Here is a 16691-nt window from a genome sequence, read left to right on the forward strand (position 1 = left end):
CGTGAACACGCCCTAATGAACGACACACCGCACGCAGACCTTGAAACGACCCCGGTGAACCCGCGCCGCCGCCAGTGGCTGCACGGCGCGGCCGCCGGGCTGGCCGGGCTCGCGCTCGGACCGCTCGCGGCCGCAGCCGCCCGGGCCGACGACAGCGGCACGCGGCTGCGCATCGGCTTCCAGAAATACGGCAACTTCGTCGTGCTCAAGGCGCGCGGCACGCTCGAGAAGCGTCTGGCGAGCCAGGGCGTCACGGTGCAATGGCTCGAATTCCCGGCCGGCCCGCAACTGCTCGAAGGGCTGAACGCCGGCGCGATCGACGTGGGCACGGTCGGCGAAACCCCGCCGATCTTCGCGCAGGCCGCGGGCGTCGATTTCGTCTACATCGGCAACGAGCCGCCCGCGCCGCAGGGCGAGGCGATCGTCGTGCTGCCCGATTCGCCGATCCGCACCCTCGCGCAACTGCGCGGCAAGAAGGTCGCGTTCAACAAGGGCTCGAACGTCCATTACCTGCTGGTGAAGGCGCTCGAGCATGCGGGCCTCACGTATGCCGACATCCAGCCGATCTACCTGACCCCGGCCGACGCGCGCGCCGCGTTCGTGCAGCGCAGCGTCGATGCGTGGGTGATCTGGGATCCGTATCTGGCCGCCGCCGAACGGCAGCTCGGCGCGCGCGTGGTCGCGAATGGCGAAGGGCTCGTGCGCAACACGCAGTACTACCTCGCCGCACGCAAGTACGCGGCCGCCCACCCGCAGGTGCTGCGCGCGCTGCTCGACGAAGTCGACGCGGTCGATCGCTGGGCGCGCGATCACGTGCCCGAGGTGGCCGCGCAACTGTCGCCGCTCGTCGGCCTCGATGCGCCGACGCTCGAAGTCGCGCTCAAGCGCGCCGGCTACGGCGTGCAGCCGATCACCGACGCGACGGTCGCGTACCAGCAGAGCATCGCCGACGCGTTCACCACGCTGAAGCTGATTCCGGGCAAGCTGTCGGTCGCCAGCGCGCGCTGATCCGTCACGACGCAGACGCCGCGCCGACGCGCCGCCATTCGTCGTAGTCGGTGACGAGGCCCGCGTCGTCGATTTCGATGTCGGCCGCATACGTGCCGCTCTCGTAGCGATACACGTGCGGCGCCGTGCGCGTATAGCGCTGCTCGCCGCGCACGATGTCGAAGTCGGGAAAACGCAGCCACGCGGTGCGGATCGCGGCCGATTCGCCGACGGCGAGCCCCAGCCGCCGGATCGGCAGCGTATTGGTCGACGGGCTGAAGCCGAGATCGATGTCGGTCGCGCCTGCGAGCATCGGGGCATCGACGCCGTCGATCGTCCACTGCCCCGCGTCGCATGCGATGTCCCATTGCCGTGGCGGCGCCGTGCCGGTCCGATGCGTCACGCGCGCCGAACGGGTGAGCCAGTCGGCGCCGCATGCGATCGCGTAGTCGATCCGGAACGGCGTGCCATCGAGCGCGCCCGTCACCGCCCCCGACAGCGCGATGCCCGTTTGCGACGCGTCGAGCCGGCACCATTCGGCCGCCTGCCACGTCTGCACGATCTGCCAGGCAACGCAGTGCGTGCGTCGGGCTTCATTGCGTTGCGTCATGTCGGGGCTCCTGTCGGGTCGCGCGGAAGAAGGCCGATTTTCGCTCACCGTGCGAATGAACGCACGCGGCCTCGGCGGCGCCATGAACGCACTGGCCGATAGTCAGTATCGGCCCAACGCACACCATCGTCCCTCCACCGCTTTGGTACCATCCGTCGATCGGTAAAAATCGAACCGGAAGACACGAGGCGCGACTTCATGGACTTGTTGGCGACGATGCGCATCTACGTGAGGGTCGTGGAGCGCGGCACGATGTCCGGCGCGGCGCGGGATCTCGACATGGGCCAACCGGCCGTCAGCGAGCGCATCGAGAAGCTCGAAAAGCATCTCGGCACGCGGCTGCTGATGCGCAGTGCACGCACCCTCGCGTGCACGGAGGAAGGCCGGATTTTCTACGAACGCAGCAAGGCGCTGCTCGAAGCGGCCGAGCTGGCCGTTGCGTCGGTGTCGAAGACGGCGCATGCGCTCGACGGCACGATCCGGCTCGCGGCGCCGCAATGTTTCGGCGAGGTCGTGCTGCCGGGCGTGCTGATGCAGATCCGCACCGCGTATCCGAAGCTGCACATCGACCTCGTGCTGAACGACGATATCGTCGATCCGGTCACCGAGGGCGTCGACATTTCGATCCGGGTCGGCCAGCTCGGCGATGGCGGATTCGTCGCGTACGCACTCGGCGCGGTTGGCCGCATGCTCGTGGCCGCGCCGTCGTATCTCGAGCGGCACGGCCCGATCGATACGAAGGCCGATCTCGCGAACCATCCGTTCATCCGCGTGAAAGGCGTGTTCGCGAACGAACAGGTGCCGCTGCGGCACGACGGCGGCGCAGTCGAATACGCACGCATCCGCACCGTCATGACCGCGAGCCACTGGCGCCCGATGTTCGACACGATCGCGGCGGGAGGCGGCATCGGCGTGGTCCAGCACCCGGCTTGCGCCGACGCGCTCGCGCACGGCCGGCTCGTGCGCCTGCTGCCGCACTACGACGTCCCCGACTTCGCGCTCAACGTGCTGGTGCACGCGCAACGGCCGCTGCCGCCGCGCGTGCGTGCCGTCGTCGATCTGCTGAAAAGCGAACTCCCGCCGCTGCTGACGCAAGGTCAGCGCTAGCCGTCACGCCTGCAGCGACTTCCCCGGCTCCTTCACGTGCGCGTCGACTTCCATCTGGTAGAAGCGCGCGCTGACGAAGCCGAACAGCGTCCAGCCGAGGAACACGCACAGGCCGCCGAGCATCAGCGCCTGCTCGCCCGAGCTGAACAGCGCGTAGAAGCTGTATGCGGTCGCGACCATCGCGATCACGTTCGTCACGAGCGCCTTGCCCGGCGGCACCTTCGCGACCTTCTGGATCGTGATCAGCGCGGCCATCGACATCACGTAAGGCACCAGGTTCGTGACGACCGCGAGATCGACGATCTTCTGGAACTGGCTGCTCAGCTCGGGGCTGATCGTCATCAGCGCCAGCGCGACCTGCGCGACCAGCAGGATCACCATGCCGACGATCGGCGTGCCGGTGCGCGTCGCGCGGGCGAACACCGGCAGGAAGTAGCCGACGTCCGCCGAGCTCTTGAACACCTGCGCGACCGTGAACTGCCAGCCGAGCAGCGAGCCGATGCACGCGATCACCATCAGCGCGGTGACGATCGTGCCGACGGTCGGCGTGAACATCGTCGCGAACGCGATGCCGAACGGCGCGTTCGACTTCGCGAGAATCGCATTCGGCACGATCCCCGCGATCACGTTGGTCGACACGATGTAGAAGATCGCCGACGCGATCGTGCCGCCGAGCACGGCGATCGGCACGTTGCGCTCCGGATTCTCGACGGCGTCCGAGTTCGCGCACGCCGATTCGAGCCCGAGGAACGCCCACAGCGTCACCGCGATCGAGCTGCCGACGGCGGGCCCGAACGGCATGTGGTTCGGATTCCACGCGGCGCCCCAGGTTGCGCCGCTGAACCAGAACCAGCCGATCAGCGACACGACGACGACCGGAATGATCACGCCCCACACCGTCACCGCGCCGATCCGGCCGGTGATGCGCGAGCCGCCGAAATTCGCGACCGTCGTCAGCACGAGCAGGAAGATCGTCCACAGGCCCGTCTGCAGCGGCGACAGCGTCGCGTCGAACAGCACGGTGCCGTAGCCGACCGCCGTGACGCCGATCGCGACGTTGGCGATCACGAGCGACAGCCCGTACGTATAGTTCGCCATGTAGTTGCCGGCCTTGCCGAACGCGTACTCCGCGTAGCCGCCCATCCCGCCCGGCTTGCGGCTCAGCATCCCGCAGCGCGCGAACGCATAGGCCAGCGCGAGCGAGCCGCCGGCCGTGACGATCCACGATAGCAGCGAGATCGTGCCGACCTGCGCGAGCTTCGACGGCAGCAGGATGATGCCGGAGCCCATCATGTTGACCGCGGTGAGAACGGTGAGCTGCCAGACGTTCATCCGGTGCTTCTGCGCGGCCGCCGGGGCTGCGTCGGCCAGGTGCGCTGCGTTTTCCATGGTGTCGATCCTTCGATGTGAGGCCGCCGTGCGGCCGGTCGCTCGTTCGTTCGCCCGGTCGGGTGTCAGGCGGTCAGGCAGTACACACGGTACGTGCCGTCCTCGACCTCCACGCCGTGCGTGTCGTGCGCGAATCCGGGAAAACGCCGGTCGTACGCCTCGAGCGCCTTCAGGTAGCCGAGCACCGGGCCGCCGGCCGGCCCCGCGCTCTCGCCCGGCATCAACAGCGGAATACCCGGCGGATACGGCACGACGCCGGTGGCCACCGTGCGCCCGGCCAGCTCGTCGAGCGTGACCTGCTCGACGCGGCCCTGCACGAGGTGCTCGTACGCATGCACCGGGCTCATCTCCGGCTTCGGCAGGATCGAGAACGCCTCCGACATCAGGCGCGTCGTGCCCAGCTGCTCCATCGCCGCGAACATCGTGTCGGCCAGATCCTTCAGCCCCATGCCCGCATAGCGCGCGCCATGCTCCTTCGCGAGCGACGGAATCGCCATGTCGAGCGGCAGGTTCGCGTCATAGTCGCGCTTGAAATCGCACAGCGCGCTGACGAGCGAGCCCCACTTGCCCTTCGTGATACCGATCGAGAACAGGAACAGGATCGTGAAATCGGTCGTCTTCTCGACGACGATCCCGCGCGCATCGAGATATGCGGTGACGACGCTCGCCGGGATACCGACCGGCATCAGGCCGCCGGCCGGCGCCACGCCCGGCGTGACGATCGACACCTTGATCGGGTCGAGCATGCAATAGCCGTCCTCGAGATTGCCGAAGCCGTGCCATTGCGCACCGGGGCGCAGCACCCAGCACGCCGGGTCGCTCGCGAGCAGCTCGGGCGGCGCTTCGTGGAACGGCAGCGTGCGGCCCGTGCGTGCCTCGAGCACGGTGTCGGGCTGCCAGCATTCGAAGAACCAGTCTCCCTTCGCGCCGAATTCGCCGTTCATCCGCGCGATCATCTGCCGGAACGCGACGGCCTCCTCGATCGACTCGCGCGTCAGCGCGGCGCCGCCGGGGCCGTCCATCATCGCGGCCGCGACGTCGTTCGACGCGATGATCGCGTAGTTCGGCGACGTCGACGCGTGCATCATGAACGTTTCGTTGAACTGGCCATGCGGAATCGGGCTGCGGCCGTCGCGCACGTGGATGTACGACGCCTGCGACAGCGCGGTCAGCAGCTTGTGCGTCGACTGCGTCGCGAACACCGTCGGCCGATCCTTGTGGTGGTCGCGCGGGTCGCCGTGCATCGCATGGCGGTCGCGGTAGATCGGATTGAAACGCGCGTAGCCGTACCACGCTTCGTCGAAGTGCAGCCGGTCGACGCTCGCGCCGAGCAGTTCCTCGACGCGCGTCACGTTGTAGCAAAGACCGTCGTACGTCGAGTTCGTGACGATCGCGTGCTTCGGCTGGCGATCGGCCAGCCCGGCCGCGAGCGGGTTCGATGCGATCGCCTCGCGGATCGCCACCTGCGTGAGGCGCTCCGGCGCGATCGGCCCGATGATCCCGTAGCGGTTGCGCGTCGGCACGAGGTAGGTCGGAATCGCGCCCGACATCGTCATCGCGTGCTCGGCCGACTTGTGGCAGTTGCGGTCGCACAGCGCGATCTGGTCGCGGCTCACGCTCGCCATCAGGATGATGCGGTTCGACGTCGACGAGCCGTTCGTCACGTGATACGTGCGATGCGCACCGAACACGCGCGCCGCGTAGCGCTCGCTTTCGCCGATCGGGCCCGAGTGGTCGAGCAGCGAGCCGAGTTCGCCCACCGAGATCGACAGGTCCGAGCGGAACAGCGATTCGCCGAAGTATTCGAAGAACGCGCGGCCGACCGGCGATTTCAGGAAGCCGGTGCCGCCGGTGTGGCCCGGCGTATGCCACGAGTATTCGTAGACGCGCGAGAACTTCGCGAGCGCGCCGAACATCGGCGGCAGCACGGTCGAGCGATAGCGCTCGATCGCCGCGTGAATGCGCCCGCCGATGAAGTCGGCCGTATCCTCGAGCAGCCACACGAAATCGTCGACCTTGCCCATCACCGCGGCCGGTACCGTCGACGCGACGCTGCGGTCGGCCAGCAGGAAGATCGGCACGCTGCCGTTGCGATGCCGGATCGCGTCGACCACCGCCTCGGACGGCCCGTGACCGTCCACGCCGAGATCCCAGTCGAGCAGCACGCACTGGATCGACGGATCGGAGCGGATCAGCACGATGGCATCGTCGGCGGACGTGGCCGTCAGCACGTCGACACCGCGTTGCGCGAGCTCCGCGCTCAGCGTGCGGACCGCGCGCCCGGTCGCGGTTTCCTGCGCGATCTCGTCGTCGACCAGTAGCGCACGCATGCCGAGACGGCGAATGCCGCCGACGGAAGTATTCATGATGTTGCCCTCGCTGTTGCGTTGCTCTTCGATTGGTATCGTTCGTCTCACGAGCACGCGGGAAGCAGTCACGGGCAGCGGCATGAGACGCGCGCAATTCCGGCTTGATTCGCCATCCAGTTCGGAGCCGACTATGCCATGGATGCCTTTCGATGAGAAGCCGACGATTCGGTGAAACAATCGGCCCTTTCGAATCGGATTTTCATCATTGGATCATTTTTATGTGCGCTGCAGCACGCCAATTCCCGATGACTTGATCATGCTCATGCCGCCATGGAATTGCTGATTCCGATCGATTGAATCCGCGTGCTTTTGTTGCTACGATCGGCTGCGCCGGGCCTTGCCCCATCGCGCTCGTGCCGCGCCGCGCAAGGCTTTCAGGTGCAATGCGCAATCGGCATTCAGCATTCGCGGGACCGTTTTCAATCGGCTGTAGCGCGTATCGGTTCACGATTGCGTCCCGGCGCGAATGCGGCTCCCGTTTCAGGTCATTTACCGGAGAGTTCGCGTGAGCCTGTTGAAAATCGCAGTCGAGCCGGCGCTGATCGGCGCCTTTCTCACCACGCATGAACAGGTCGACGTATTTCAGACCGATTTCACGAATATCGCGGCCATCGTCGTCGGCATCGATGCCGCGGAAAAGGTGCTGAAAACCGTCGAGAGAACCGGTTTCGCGATTCCGTTCTTCGTCGCGGTCGAGCCCGACCAGGAAGTGCCGCCGTCGGTCCTGCCGCGCGCGAGCGGCGTGATCCAGCTCCGGCACGGCGGCCGCCATTACTACGGCCGGCAGATCTCCGCCGCCGCCGACATCTACAGCGAGAACCTGCTGCCGCCGTTCTTCAAGGTCATGCGCGACTACGTGCAGCGCGGCTACGTCGAATTCGACTGCCCGGGCCATCAGGGCGGCCAGTTCTTCTCGAACCATCCGCTCGGCCGGATGTTCTTCGACTTCTTCGGCGAGACGCTGTTTCGCGCGGACCTCTGCAACGCGGACGTCCGGCTCGGCGACCTGCTGATCCACGAAGGGCCCGCGCTGGAAGCGCAGCGCAACGCCGCACGGATCTACAACGCGGACAAGACCTGGTTCGTACTGAACGGCACGTCGACGTCGAACAAGGTCGTCACGAGCGCGCTGCTCGCGCCCGACGATCTCGTGCTGTTCGACCGCAACAACCACAAGTCGGTGCACCTCGGCGCGCTCGTGCTGTCCGGTGCGCGGCCGGTCTACCTCGAGACCGCGCGCAACGCGTGGGGCCTCATCGGCGGCGTCGACAGCGCGGCGCTCGGCGAAGCGCGCATTCGCGACGCGATCCGCGACGTCGCGCCCGAGCGCGCCGACCTGCCGCGCCCGTTCCGGCTCGCGGTGATCCAGCTCGGCACCTACGACGGCACGATCTACAACGCACGCGAAATCGTCGACCGGATCGGGCATCTGTGCGACTACATCCTGTTCGATTCGGCGTGGGTCGGCTACGAGCAGTTCATTCCGATGATGCAGGACTGCTCGCCGCTGATGCTCACGCTCGGCCCCGACGATCCCGGCATCTTCGTCACGCAGTCGGTACACAAGCAACAGGCCGGCTTCTCGCAGACGTCGCAGATCCACAAGAAGGATCGCCACATCGAAGGCCAGAAGCGTTTCTGCGATCACCGGCGCTTCAACAACGCGTACATGATCCACGCGTCGACGAGCCCGTTCTACCCGATGTTCGCGGCGCTCGACGTCAACGCGCAGATGCATGCGGGCCCGGCCGGCAAGCGCCTGTGGCGCGACTGCGTCGCACACGGCGTCGACGCGCGCAAGCTGCTGCTGAAAACCTGCCGGCAGATCCGTCCGTTCGTCCCGCAAGAGATCGATGGCCGCCCGTGGGCCGACTATCCGACCGAGCAGATCGTCGACGACCTGCGTTTCTTCCGCTTCCATCCGGCCGACACGTGGCACGGCTTCGAAGGCTATGCGGACGACCAGTATTTCGTCGATCCGTGCAAGCTGCTGCTGACCACGCCAGGCATCGATCGCGACACGCACGAATACGCGCCGTTCGGCGCGCCGGCGCCGATCCTCGCGCGCTACCTGCGCGAGCACGGCGTCGTGCCCGAGAAGGCCGACCTGTACACGATCCTGTTCCTGCTCACGCCGTCGGAAAGCTTCGGCAAGCTGCAGCATCTGGTCGCGCACCTCGCGCAGTTCGAGCGCCATCTCGACCAGGACACACCGCTGCGCGAAGCGATTCCGTCGCTGTGCGAAGCATATCCGGAGCTGTACGGCACGATGCGCCTGCGGCAGCTATGCCAGCGCATGCACGACTTCTACCGCAGCCACGACATGAAGCACCTGCAGAAACAGATGTTCCGGCGCGCGCAGTTCCCGAAGCAGGCGATGCTGCCGCAGGCCGCGAATGCCGAGCTGATCCGCAACAACGTCGAGCTCGTCACGCTCGAGCGCATCGAAGGCCGGATCGCGACCGAAGGCGCGCTGCCCTATCCGCCCGGCATCTTCTGCGTGGTGCCCGGCGAAGCGTGGGGCGGCCCGGCGCTCGACTACTTCCGCGCGCTCGAAGCCGGGATCAACGCACTGCCGGGCTTCGAGCCGGAAATCCAGGGCGTGTACCTGCAGACGAAGCCGGACGGCACGAAGCAGGCGTCGGCCTACGTGGTCGCGGCCGGCGCCGACGCGTCGCGCATGTAAGCGCGGTGGGCGGCGGCGTGCCGCCCACCGTCCTGTTCTTCGCATCCGCCGCCCGGCGCCGCCACGACCGCGCGCCGGCACTTGCGCGCGTTCCGACCGTGCGGTACCGTCCTCCTTTCCGGGATAACCGAAGCCTCGCGTCGAAACCCATCCGTCGATTCGATCCGATGCGGCCGCGCCCCTGCCCGGCGCCGTCGCATCGCGCGTACAGGAGGGGTTTGCGTTGGACGTTCGCGTGTATCTGCTGGCCGCCGCCGTGTTCCTGGCCGGCGTTGCCGAAAACATCTGCGTCGGCATCCTGCCGGCGATCTCCGCCGGCCTTCACGTCTCGATCGCCGCTGCCGGACAGCTCACCACGATCTTCTCCGCCGTGTTCGCGCTCGCCGCGCTGGTGGCGGCCTCGTTCGTCGCACGGGTCGAACGGCGCACCGCGCTGCTCGCAGCGCTCGGCGCGTTCGCGGCCGCGAACCTGTGCGCCGCCGCAAGCCCCGGCTATGCGAGCCTGTTCGCCGCGCGCGTGCTGATGGCCGCGAGCTGCGCGACGCTGATCCTCGTCGCGACGCGGTTCGCGGCGGAACTCGCGCCGGTGTCGCAACGCGGCCGTGCGATCGGCATCGTCTTCATGGGGATCAGCGCATCGCTCGTGCTCGGCGTGCCGATCGGGATGCGCATCGCCGAATGGGCCGGCTGGCGCGCGGTGTTCGTGTCGATCGCGGTGGCCGCGCTGCCGCTCGGGATCTGGCTCGCGCGTGGGCTGCCGCGCATGACGCCTGCCGCGGCCGGCACGCCCGGCATGCCGTCGTATCGCGCCGTGCTGTCGCAACCGCGATTGCTCGCCGCGCAATGTGTGTCGATCGCAATGATCGGCGGCCATTTCACGCTGTTCGCGTATCTCACGCCGTATCTGCAGGCCGTGCTGTCGCCCGGCGCGGCGGCGCTCGAAGGCTTGTACGTTGCGTTCGGGATGGCCGGCGTGACCGGTGCGTGGCTCGGCGGGTTCTGCTCGGATCGGCTCGGCGCAGCGCGCGCGCTGTGCGCATGCCCTGCCGTGTTTCTCATTGCGATGGCCGCGCTGCCGGCGGCCGGTGCGTCGCCGCTCGTGTTCGTCCCCGCGATGATGCTGTGGGGCGGCATCAGCTGGTCGATCTCGCCGATCGTGCAGAACTATCTGATTCACACCGGGCCGACGCTGGCCGATGCGAGCGTCGGCCTCAACGTATCGGCGATGCATGCGGGCGTCGCGCTCGGATCGGCGCTCGGCGGCGTGCTCGTCGGGCACGGTGCGCTGCTCGTTACACCGTCGGCCGGCTGCGTGCTGGTGGCCGTCGCGCTGGCATGCGCGTGGGTCGCGGCACGGCCCACTCGGCAGGCCGTGCGCGCGTCTTGAATCGTGCCGGGCGACGCGCCACGCCCGCTCGCCGCATCACCACGCCTGCCGGTAAATCTCCAGCGCGTCGGCCTCGGTCACCTCGCGCGGATTGTTCACGAGCAGGCGCGTCTGCAGCATTGCGTCCGACGCCATCCTCGGCAGGTCGGCCTCGCCGATACCGACCTCCCGCAACGTGCGCGGAATGCCCGTCGCGACGATCAGCCGGTCGATCTCGGCGATCAGCGCGTGCGTTTTCGCTTCGTCGCTGCCCGTGGCCGACGGCGCGGCGATGGCCGCCAGTTCCGCATACAGCGGCGCGGCGGCCGGCGCATTGAAGCGCAGCACGTGCGGCAGCACCAGCGCATTCGACAGCCCGTGCGGCACATGGAAGATCCCGCCCACGGGATAAGCCAGCGCGTGCACGGCCGCGACCGGCGCATTCGCGAACGCCTGCCCCGCGAACATCGCGCCGACCAGCATCGCTTCGCGCGCGTGCCGGTTCCGGCCGTCGTCGCAGGCGGGCAGCAGGTTGCGCGACAGCAGCGTCAGCGCGTGCGTGGCCAGCATGTCGGACACCGGATTCTTCAGCCGCGCGGACGTGTACGCCTCGATCGCATGCACCATCGCGTCGATGCCGGTGGCGGCCGTCGCCGCGCGCGGCAGGCCGAGCGTGAGTTCCGCGTCGAGGATCGCGACGTCCGCGAACAGATGCGGCGACACGACCCCCATCTTGCGCGCCTCGCCGACCGTGACGATCGACACGGCCGTGACCTCGGAGCCCGTGCCGGCCGTGGTCGGCATCTGCACGAGCGGCAGCCGCGCGCTCGCGACCTTGTCGACGCCGTACATGTCGGCCAGCGCCTGCTGCCCCGGCGCGAGCACCGCGATCAGCTTCGCGACGTCCATCGACGAGCCGCCGCCGAGCCCGAGCACGATCTCGGCATCGGCCGCGACGGCCCGCGCGGTGGCTTCGAGCACCACGTGCTCGGGCGGATCGGCGATCACGTCGTCGATCACGGTGACCTGCCAGCCATGCGCGGCGAGGCTCTCCAGCGCGGGCGCGAGCACGCCGCTGCGATGCAGGAACGCATCGGTGACGACGCACAGCCGCACGAGCGCCGGAAAGCGTTCGCGCAACAGCGCGCCGAGCCGGCGCGCGGCGCCGAATTCGACGATCTGGGTCGGAACGGTACGGAATTGAAACGGGTTCATCGGGTGCCTCCCGGTGGCGTCGCCGTGCCGGTGTCCGGCTGCACCATGTAGCGGGACACGTCGCGGCGATCGAGCAACGGCATGATCGCCCCGATTCCGATCCGCTGGAAATGCGGCGTTTCCCGATGCGCGTCGAGGCCGTCGGCGTCGCGATAGCGTTCGAGAATCACGATGTGGTCGGGGTGCTCCGGCGACCGGAAATACGCGTAGTCGAGATTCTTCGGCTCGGCCCGCGTGGCCGGCGCGAGTTCCGCGAGCAGTTCGATCACGCGGTCGCCGTTGCCGGGCTTCGCGAAGTAATGCGCGATGACCTGCAGGTAGGGTTCGTTCATGCTGCGCTCCAGGTTCGACACAAGCCCGTCATGACGGGAGCGCACCCCATCCGCGATGAACCGGATGGATTCAAACGCGATGAGGCGGCACCGTATCACTGACGCGTCGTTGCATTGTATTGAATCGGCACGGCCTTCGCAGTGCCGCGACCGGCCGCGAAAACCTCGAACCCAGTCCCTCACGGCAAGCGCGCGGCGAGCCGGAGCCCGGCCGGCCGCCGCGCGCTTGCGCCACCACGCTGCTTACCAGGGCACCGTGCGTCCCAGATAGTCGAGGTATTCGAGCCCGGGCCGCGCCCGCTTCGCCAGCAGCACGTCGACGAGGCTCGGCACGCTCTCCTCGATGGTCAGGCGTGCATCGGGTCCGCCGAGTTCGGTGCGGACCCAGCCGGGCGCCATCAGCGCCAGCGCGCGGCGCGTATCGGCCTGACGTGCCGCGAAGCTGCGCATGAACTGGTTCAGCGCGGCCTTGCTGCCGCGATACACCTCGCGCATTCCGGTCACGTTGTTCGCGACGCTGCCCTGCCCCGACGACATTGCGCCGATCAACCCGTCGTCGGGCACGAGATCCTGCAGCGTCTCGATCGCGCGCATCGGCGCCAGCGCATTCGTGATCATCACGCGCACGAATTCGTCGGTCGTCACTTCGCCGATCGTTTCATTCGGATCGTTGGTCGTGCCGGCATTCACGAACAGCATGTCGAAGCGCCGGCCCGACAGGCGCTCGCGCAGCGCGGCCAGTTGCGCGGGCTCGCAGATGTCGAGCGTGCCGATCTCGAGCCGGCCGTCGAACCGGTCGGCCAGGTCGTGCAGCTTCGTGCGTCCCGATCCTTCGCGCACCGTGCCCGTCACGTGCCAGCCCTTGTTCAGGAATGCCTCCGCCATCGCCAGCCCGAGGCCGCGCGACGCCGCGACGAGGAGGATCGCGGGGGCGTTTCGTCGATTCGATTCAGTCGATTGCATGGTTTTTCGCCTTTGCCGTGTTTCGTGATACGCCCACTATAGGCGGGCACCACGACAGGCGCCAGACGCACCGGATGCAATCCATCGTTGCACCGAACGCCATGTCAAACCGCACAGTGGCGTATCCTGTCCGCATGGAAGACATCGACCTGAACCTCGTCACCGCGCTCGACGCGCTGCTGTCGGAAGCCAGCGTGACCGGCGCCGCGCGCCGGCTGGGCCTGAGCACGTCCGCGATGAGCCGCACGCTCACGCGGCTGCGCACTGCCACCGGCGACCAGTTGCTCGTGCGCGCCGGACGCAAGCTCGTGCCGACGCCGCATGCAGCCGCGTTGCGCGACCGCGTGCATGCCGTCACGAGCGACGCCCGCGCCGTGCTCCGGCCGGCGACGGCCGACGTCGACCTCGCGACGCTCACGGCCACGTTCACGATCCGGGCAGCCGCGTCGTTCATGGAAATGCTGTCCGGCCCGGTGGTGGCCGCACTCGGCGACGTCGCGCCGCGCGTGCGTATCCGCTTCGTCCCGAAGCTCGACCGCGATCCGCAAGCGCTGCGCGACGGCACGGTCGACCTCGAAATCGGCAAGCGCGGCGACGACGCACCCGAGCTGCACACGCGCATGCTCTTTCACGACTGGCACGTCGCGGTGGCGCGCGCCGGCCATCCGCTGTTCGCGTCGGCCCGGATCACGCCCGCGCGCTATGCAGCCTGCCGCCACGTCATGGCGGTCCAGCTCGGCGATTTCGGCGGGCTGGTCGACGATTCGACCGCCAACACGGGCAACGGCCCCGCCGTGCACGTCGTCGTGCCAGGCTACCCGGACGCAATGCGTGTCGCGGCCAGCACCGACCTGATCGCGCTGGTGCCGCGCTCGAGCCTCGGCAACGCGTGCTCGCAGGGGCTCACCGAAGCCCTCGGGCTGCGCAGTTTCGAGATCCCGGCCCGCCTGCCGGCGATCCTCGTATCCGCGCTGTGGCATCCGCGCATGCACGGCGACCCCGTGCATCGCCGCCTGCGCGATACGGTCATCGCCGTGTGCCAGCGCGCGTATCCGGATGCCCGGCCGCCACGCACAGCGGCGCGCGGCAAGTAAACACGCGCCGCCGGCTGACGGCTGGTTGATGTCGCGCGGCTCAGATCAGCCGGCCGCCGCCGTCGATAGGCAGCATTTCGCCATTCGTGAATCGGTTGCCCGACAGGACCGCGATCGCCACTCGGTCGACGCGCTGATCGCCGGGCGCCGATCGGACGCCTTTTCCGCGCGCCGCCGAATCCCCCTATCGCGGCCCAGCCGGGCAGCGCCGGCGGCCCCTTCGGCTAAAATGCCGCACTTTCCACCTTGTCCGGCCCGCTCGCCATGCAACCCGCCTCCTCCGCCCCCTCCGCCTCCCATGGCGCCGACGCCGCAGAAGCGGCCCGCGACCTCGTCTACGGCCCGAACGACCGGCCGGCGCCGATGGTCGCGTTCGTCGCCGCCCTCCAGCACCTGCTGGCGATCATCGTGCCGATCGTCACGCCCGGCCTGTTGATCTGCCAGGCGCTCGGCGTGTCCAGCCGCGATACGACCCTGATCGTGTCGATGTCGCTGGTGATTTCCGGCATCGCCACCTTCGTGCAGTGCAAGCGCTTCGGCCCGCTGGGCGCCGGCCTGCTGATCGTCCAGGGCACCAGCTTCAACTTCGTCGGCCCGCTGATCGCCGGCGGCAGCCTGATGGTCAAGCAAGGCACGCCGGTCGAGACCGTGATGGCCGCGATCTTCGGCGTCGTGATCGGCGGGTCATTCGTGGAGATGGGCGTGTCGCGCATCCTGCCGTTCGTGAAGCGCCTGATCACGCCGCTCGTTACCGGCATCGTCGTGCTGCTGATCGGCCTCACGCTGATCAAGGTCGGCCTCATCAGCATGGGCGGCGGCTACGGCGCGATGGCCAAGGGCACGTTCGCGAGCGCGGAGAACCTGACACTGTCGGGCCTCGTGCTCGGCACGATCATCCTGCTGAACCGCGTGCCGGTCGTCTGGGTGCGCAGCACCGCGCTCGTCATCGCGCTCGCGATCGGCTACCTCGCGGCCGCGTTCCTCGGCCGCCTCGATTTCACCGGCATGCACCAGGCCGCGCTGTTCCAGGTGCCGACGCCGCTGCACTTCGGCATCGGCTTCTCGTGGGCGCTGTTCGTGCCGATGCTGATCATTTACCTCGTCACGTCGCTCGAAGCGATCGGCGACGTGACGGCCACCAGCAAGATCTCGAACGAGCCGGTCGAGGGGCCGGTGTGGATGCAGCGCATCAAGGGCGGCGTGCTGGTCAACGGTGCGAACTCGTTGCTGGCCGGCGTGTTCAACACGTTCCCGAGCTCGGTATTCGCGCAGAACAACGGCGTGATCCAGATTACCGGCGTCGCGAGCCGTCACGTCGGCATCTGGATCGCGGGCATGCTGGTGGTGCTCGGCCTGTTCCCGGTCGTCGCCGGCGTGCTGCAGGCCGTGCCGGAGCCCGTGCTCGGCGGTGCGGCGATGGTGATGTTCGGTGCGGTGGCCGCGTCGGGCATCAACATTCTCGCGGGCGTCCATCTCGACCGTCGCGCGCTGCTAATCATCGCGGTGTCGCTGGCGCTCGGCCTCGGCGTGTCGCAGGTGCCGGACATCCTGAACAGCCTGCCGCATGCACTGAAGAACGTGCTGGAATCGGGCGTGGCGACGGGCGGCATCTGTGCGCTCGTGATGAACTGGTTCCTGCCGGAAAAGAAGTAATCGAAGGAACCGCGCGACGGCGCGGTGCGCGGGATGGGTCGCACCGTGCGTCGCGCCGGCCGGCACCGGCCTCCGGGTGCCGGCGCGGCATGGCCGTCGCCATCGCGGGAGCGCCCCGGCCGGGCGCTGATCGTCAAACCCGGTCAGGCCGCCTTGGCCGATCGATTTGGGCTGGTTAGAATCACGGCATGCCCCTGATCCTCACGCCCGACCACGCCCCCGAAACGAGTGCCGTCCCGATCAAGGAACGCGCGACCGTCGTCTGCTATCGCGATGAGCGCGTGTTGCTCGTCACGCGTGCGGCGTCGCGCTGGGCCCTTCCCGGCGGCACGATCAAGCGTGGGGAAACCCCGCTCGAAGCCGCGCATCGCGAATTGTGCGAAGAAACCGGCATGACCGGCCAGGATCTGGTGTACTCGATGCAGTTCACCGGGCTCGCGAAGATCCACCACGTGTTCTTCGCGGAAGTCGGGCCGGACCAGACGCCGCAAGCGAGCAACGAGATCGCGAAATGCAAGTGGTTTCCGATCGACGGTGTCGACCGCCTGCGCGCAAGTATTCCGACGAAGCGAATCGTCGAACTCGTCTACGACCACGAAATCCGCAAGACGTAGCGCACGCCCGAGCCGTCCGTCGGCCCGCGTCGATCGCCGCGAATCGGCGGCGCGCGAACGCTCAGTGCGAGCGTTTTCTTCGCAGTTCGTGCGTCGAATAGACGACGAGGAAGATGCCCAGCATCGCGGCGCCCGACGCCATGAAGTCGTTTGCGCTGCCCGCGCTGCGCAACGCCGCGGGGAAAATACCCAGACTCAATCCTGCCCCAGCAAGAAGCAATCCTGCTGCCACGCCCCAGATCGGTCCGGCGGTCTTGTCGATTGTGTTTTTCATACAGCACCCGTCTACAGTCATGACCTGAACGG

General features: G+C 68.0%; 14 protein-coding genes. 7 read left to right on the forward strand and 7 right to left on the reverse strand.

Annotated elements, in window-relative coordinates; all coding sequences use genetic code 11:
* Window positions 1-15: 15 nt before the first annotated feature.
* Window positions 16-1008: a sulfonate ABC transporter substrate-binding protein gene (locus JMF86_RS22480; protein ID WP_011548046.1), complete on the forward strand. Its 993-nt coding sequence runs from the start codon at window positions 16-18 to the stop codon at window positions 1006-1008.
* Between the two features lie 4 nt (window positions 1009-1012).
* Here JMF86_RS22480 and JMF86_RS22485 read toward each other — a convergent pair whose 3' ends face one another.
* The gene (locus tag JMF86_RS22485; protein WP_011548047.1) at window positions 1013-1597 is read right to left on the reverse strand and encodes a putative glycolipid-binding domain-containing protein; all 585 of its coding nucleotides are present in this window, start codon (window positions 1595-1597) and stop codon (window positions 1013-1015) included.
* A 198-nt stretch (window positions 1598-1795) separates the two neighbouring features.
* Here JMF86_RS22485 and JMF86_RS22490 point away from each other — a divergent pair, with 198 nt between their 5' ends.
* Window positions 1796-2704 (forward strand): LysR family transcriptional regulator, encoded by a 909-nt coding sequence (locus JMF86_RS22490; RefSeq protein WP_011548048.1) that lies wholly within the window; start codon window positions 1796-1798, stop codon window positions 2702-2704.
* Between the two features lie 3 nt (window positions 2705-2707).
* On the opposite strand, the gene potE is transcribed toward JMF86_RS22490, so the two are convergent.
* Complete coding sequence (potE, locus tag JMF86_RS22495; RefSeq protein WP_011548049.1) at window positions 2708-4093, reverse strand: putrescine-ornithine antiporter; 1386 nt, start codon at window positions 4091-4093, stop codon at window positions 2708-2710.
* Between the two features lie 65 nt (window positions 4094-4158).
* Window positions 4159-6459: an Orn/Lys/Arg decarboxylase N-terminal domain-containing protein gene (locus tag JMF86_RS22500; RefSeq protein ID WP_041489406.1), complete on the reverse strand. Its 2301-nt coding sequence runs from the start codon at window positions 6457-6459 to the stop codon at window positions 4159-4161.
* Between the two features lie 508 nt (window positions 6460-6967).
* Here JMF86_RS22500 and JMF86_RS22505 point away from each other — a divergent pair.
* Together JMF86_RS22505 and JMF86_RS22510 are read left to right on the forward strand one after the other, a co-directional pair.
* Window positions 6968-9148, forward strand: coding sequence for an ornithine decarboxylase (locus JMF86_RS22505; RefSeq protein WP_041489407.1), 2181 nt, complete (start codon window positions 6968-6970; stop codon window positions 9146-9148).
* A 223-nt stretch (window positions 9149-9371) separates the two neighbouring features.
* Window positions 9372-10535, forward strand: a complete 1164-nt coding sequence (locus tag JMF86_RS22510; protein WP_011548053.1) for an MFS transporter — start codon at window positions 9372-9374, stop codon at window positions 10533-10535.
* A 36-nt stretch (window positions 10536-10571) separates the two neighbouring features.
* On the opposite strand, the gene JMF86_RS22515 is transcribed toward JMF86_RS22510, so the two are convergent.
* The 3 genes from JMF86_RS22515 to JMF86_RS22525 all read right to left on the reverse strand — a co-directional run bounded on the left by JMF86_RS22515 (window position 10572) and on the right by JMF86_RS22525 (window position 13024).
* Window positions 10572-11729 (reverse strand): iron-containing alcohol dehydrogenase, encoded by a 1158-nt coding sequence (locus tag JMF86_RS22515; protein ID WP_011548054.1) that lies wholly within the window; start codon window positions 11727-11729, stop codon window positions 10572-10574.
* On the reverse strand, window positions 11726-12061 hold the full coding sequence (locus JMF86_RS22520) for a putative quinol monooxygenase (protein WP_011548055.1): 336 nt from the start codon (window positions 12059-12061) through the stop codon (window positions 11726-11728). Before JMF86_RS22520 ends, JMF86_RS22515 begins: the two co-directional genes overlap by 4 nt.
* A gap of 243 nt (window positions 12062-12304) precedes the next feature.
* Complete coding sequence (locus JMF86_RS22525; RefSeq protein WP_011548056.1) at window positions 12305-13024, reverse strand: SDR family oxidoreductase; 720 nt, start codon at window positions 13022-13024, stop codon at window positions 12305-12307.
* A gap of 134 nt (window positions 13025-13158) precedes the next feature.
* Between JMF86_RS22525 and JMF86_RS22530 the strand changes: the two genes are divergently transcribed.
* The 3 genes from JMF86_RS22530 to JMF86_RS22540 all read left to right on the forward strand — a co-directional run bounded on the left by JMF86_RS22530 (window position 13159) and on the right by JMF86_RS22540 (window position 16385).
* Window positions 13159-14118: a LysR family transcriptional regulator gene (locus JMF86_RS22530; protein WP_041489408.1), complete on the forward strand. Its 960-nt coding sequence runs from the start codon at window positions 13159-13161 to the stop codon at window positions 14116-14118.
* Window positions 14119-14382: 264 nt separating this feature from the next.
* Window positions 14383-15771 carry a nucleobase:cation symporter-2 family protein gene (locus JMF86_RS22535; protein WP_011548058.1) on the forward strand — a complete coding sequence of 463 codons (1389 nt, stop codon included), beginning with the start codon at window positions 14383-14385 and terminating at the stop codon, window positions 15769-15771.
* 188 nt (window positions 15772-15959) lie between these two features.
* Complete coding sequence (locus tag JMF86_RS22540; RefSeq protein ID WP_011548059.1) at window positions 15960-16385, forward strand: NUDIX hydrolase; 426 nt, start codon at window positions 15960-15962, stop codon at window positions 16383-16385.
* A 61-nt stretch (window positions 16386-16446) separates the two neighbouring features.
* On the opposite strand, the gene JMF86_RS22545 is transcribed toward JMF86_RS22540, so the two are convergent.
* On the reverse strand, window positions 16447-16659 hold the full coding sequence (locus JMF86_RS22545) for a hypothetical protein (RefSeq protein WP_041489409.1): 213 nt from the start codon (window positions 16657-16659) through the stop codon (window positions 16447-16449).
* Window positions 16660-16691 lie beyond the last annotated feature (32 nt).

The organism is Burkholderia sp. E168m15 (assembly GCF_016586105.1).
Classification (GTDB): Bacteria; Pseudomonadota; Gammaproteobacteria; order Burkholderiales; family Burkholderiaceae; genus Burkholderia; species Burkholderia orbicola.

Coding starts and splice junctions, on each gene's coding strand:
- JMF86_RS22480 (WP_011548046.1), top strand. CDS start 16: ATGAACGACACACCGCACGCAGACCTTGAAACGACCCCGGTGAACCCG.
- JMF86_RS22485 (WP_011548047.1), bottom strand. CDS start 1,597: ATGACGCAACGCAATGAAGCCCGACGCACGCACTGCGTTGCCTGGCAG.
- JMF86_RS22490 (WP_011548048.1), top strand. CDS start 1,796: ATGGACTTGTTGGCGACGATGCGCATCTACGTGAGGGTCGTGGAGCGC.
- potE (WP_011548049.1), bottom strand. CDS start 4,093: ATGGAAAACGCAGCGCACCTGGCCGACGCAGCCCCGGCGGCCGCGCAG.
- JMF86_RS22500 (WP_041489406.1), bottom strand. CDS start 6,459: ATGAATACTTCCGTCGGCGGCATTCGCCGTCTCGGCATGCGTGCGCTA.
- JMF86_RS22515 (WP_011548054.1), bottom strand. CDS start 11,729: ATGAACCCGTTTCAATTCCGTACCGTTCCGACCCAGATCGTCGAATTC.
- JMF86_RS22520 (WP_011548055.1), bottom strand. CDS start 12,061: ATGAACGAACCCTACCTGCAGGTCATCGCGCATTACTTCGCGAAGCCC.
- JMF86_RS22525 (WP_011548056.1), bottom strand. CDS start 13,024: ATGCAATCGACTGAATCGAATCGACGAAACGCCCCCGCGATCCTCCTC.
- JMF86_RS22530 (WP_041489408.1), top strand. CDS start 13,159: ATGGAAGACATCGACCTGAACCTCGTCACCGCGCTCGACGCGCTGCTG.
- JMF86_RS22535 (WP_011548058.1), top strand. CDS start 14,383: ATGCAACCCGCCTCCTCCGCCCCCTCCGCCTCCCATGGCGCCGACGCC.
- JMF86_RS22540 (WP_011548059.1), top strand. CDS start 15,960: ATGCCCCTGATCCTCACGCCCGACCACGCCCCCGAAACGAGTGCCGTC.
- JMF86_RS22545 (WP_041489409.1), bottom strand. CDS start 16,659: ATGAAAAACACAATCGACAAGACCGCCGGACCGATCTGGGGCGTGGCA.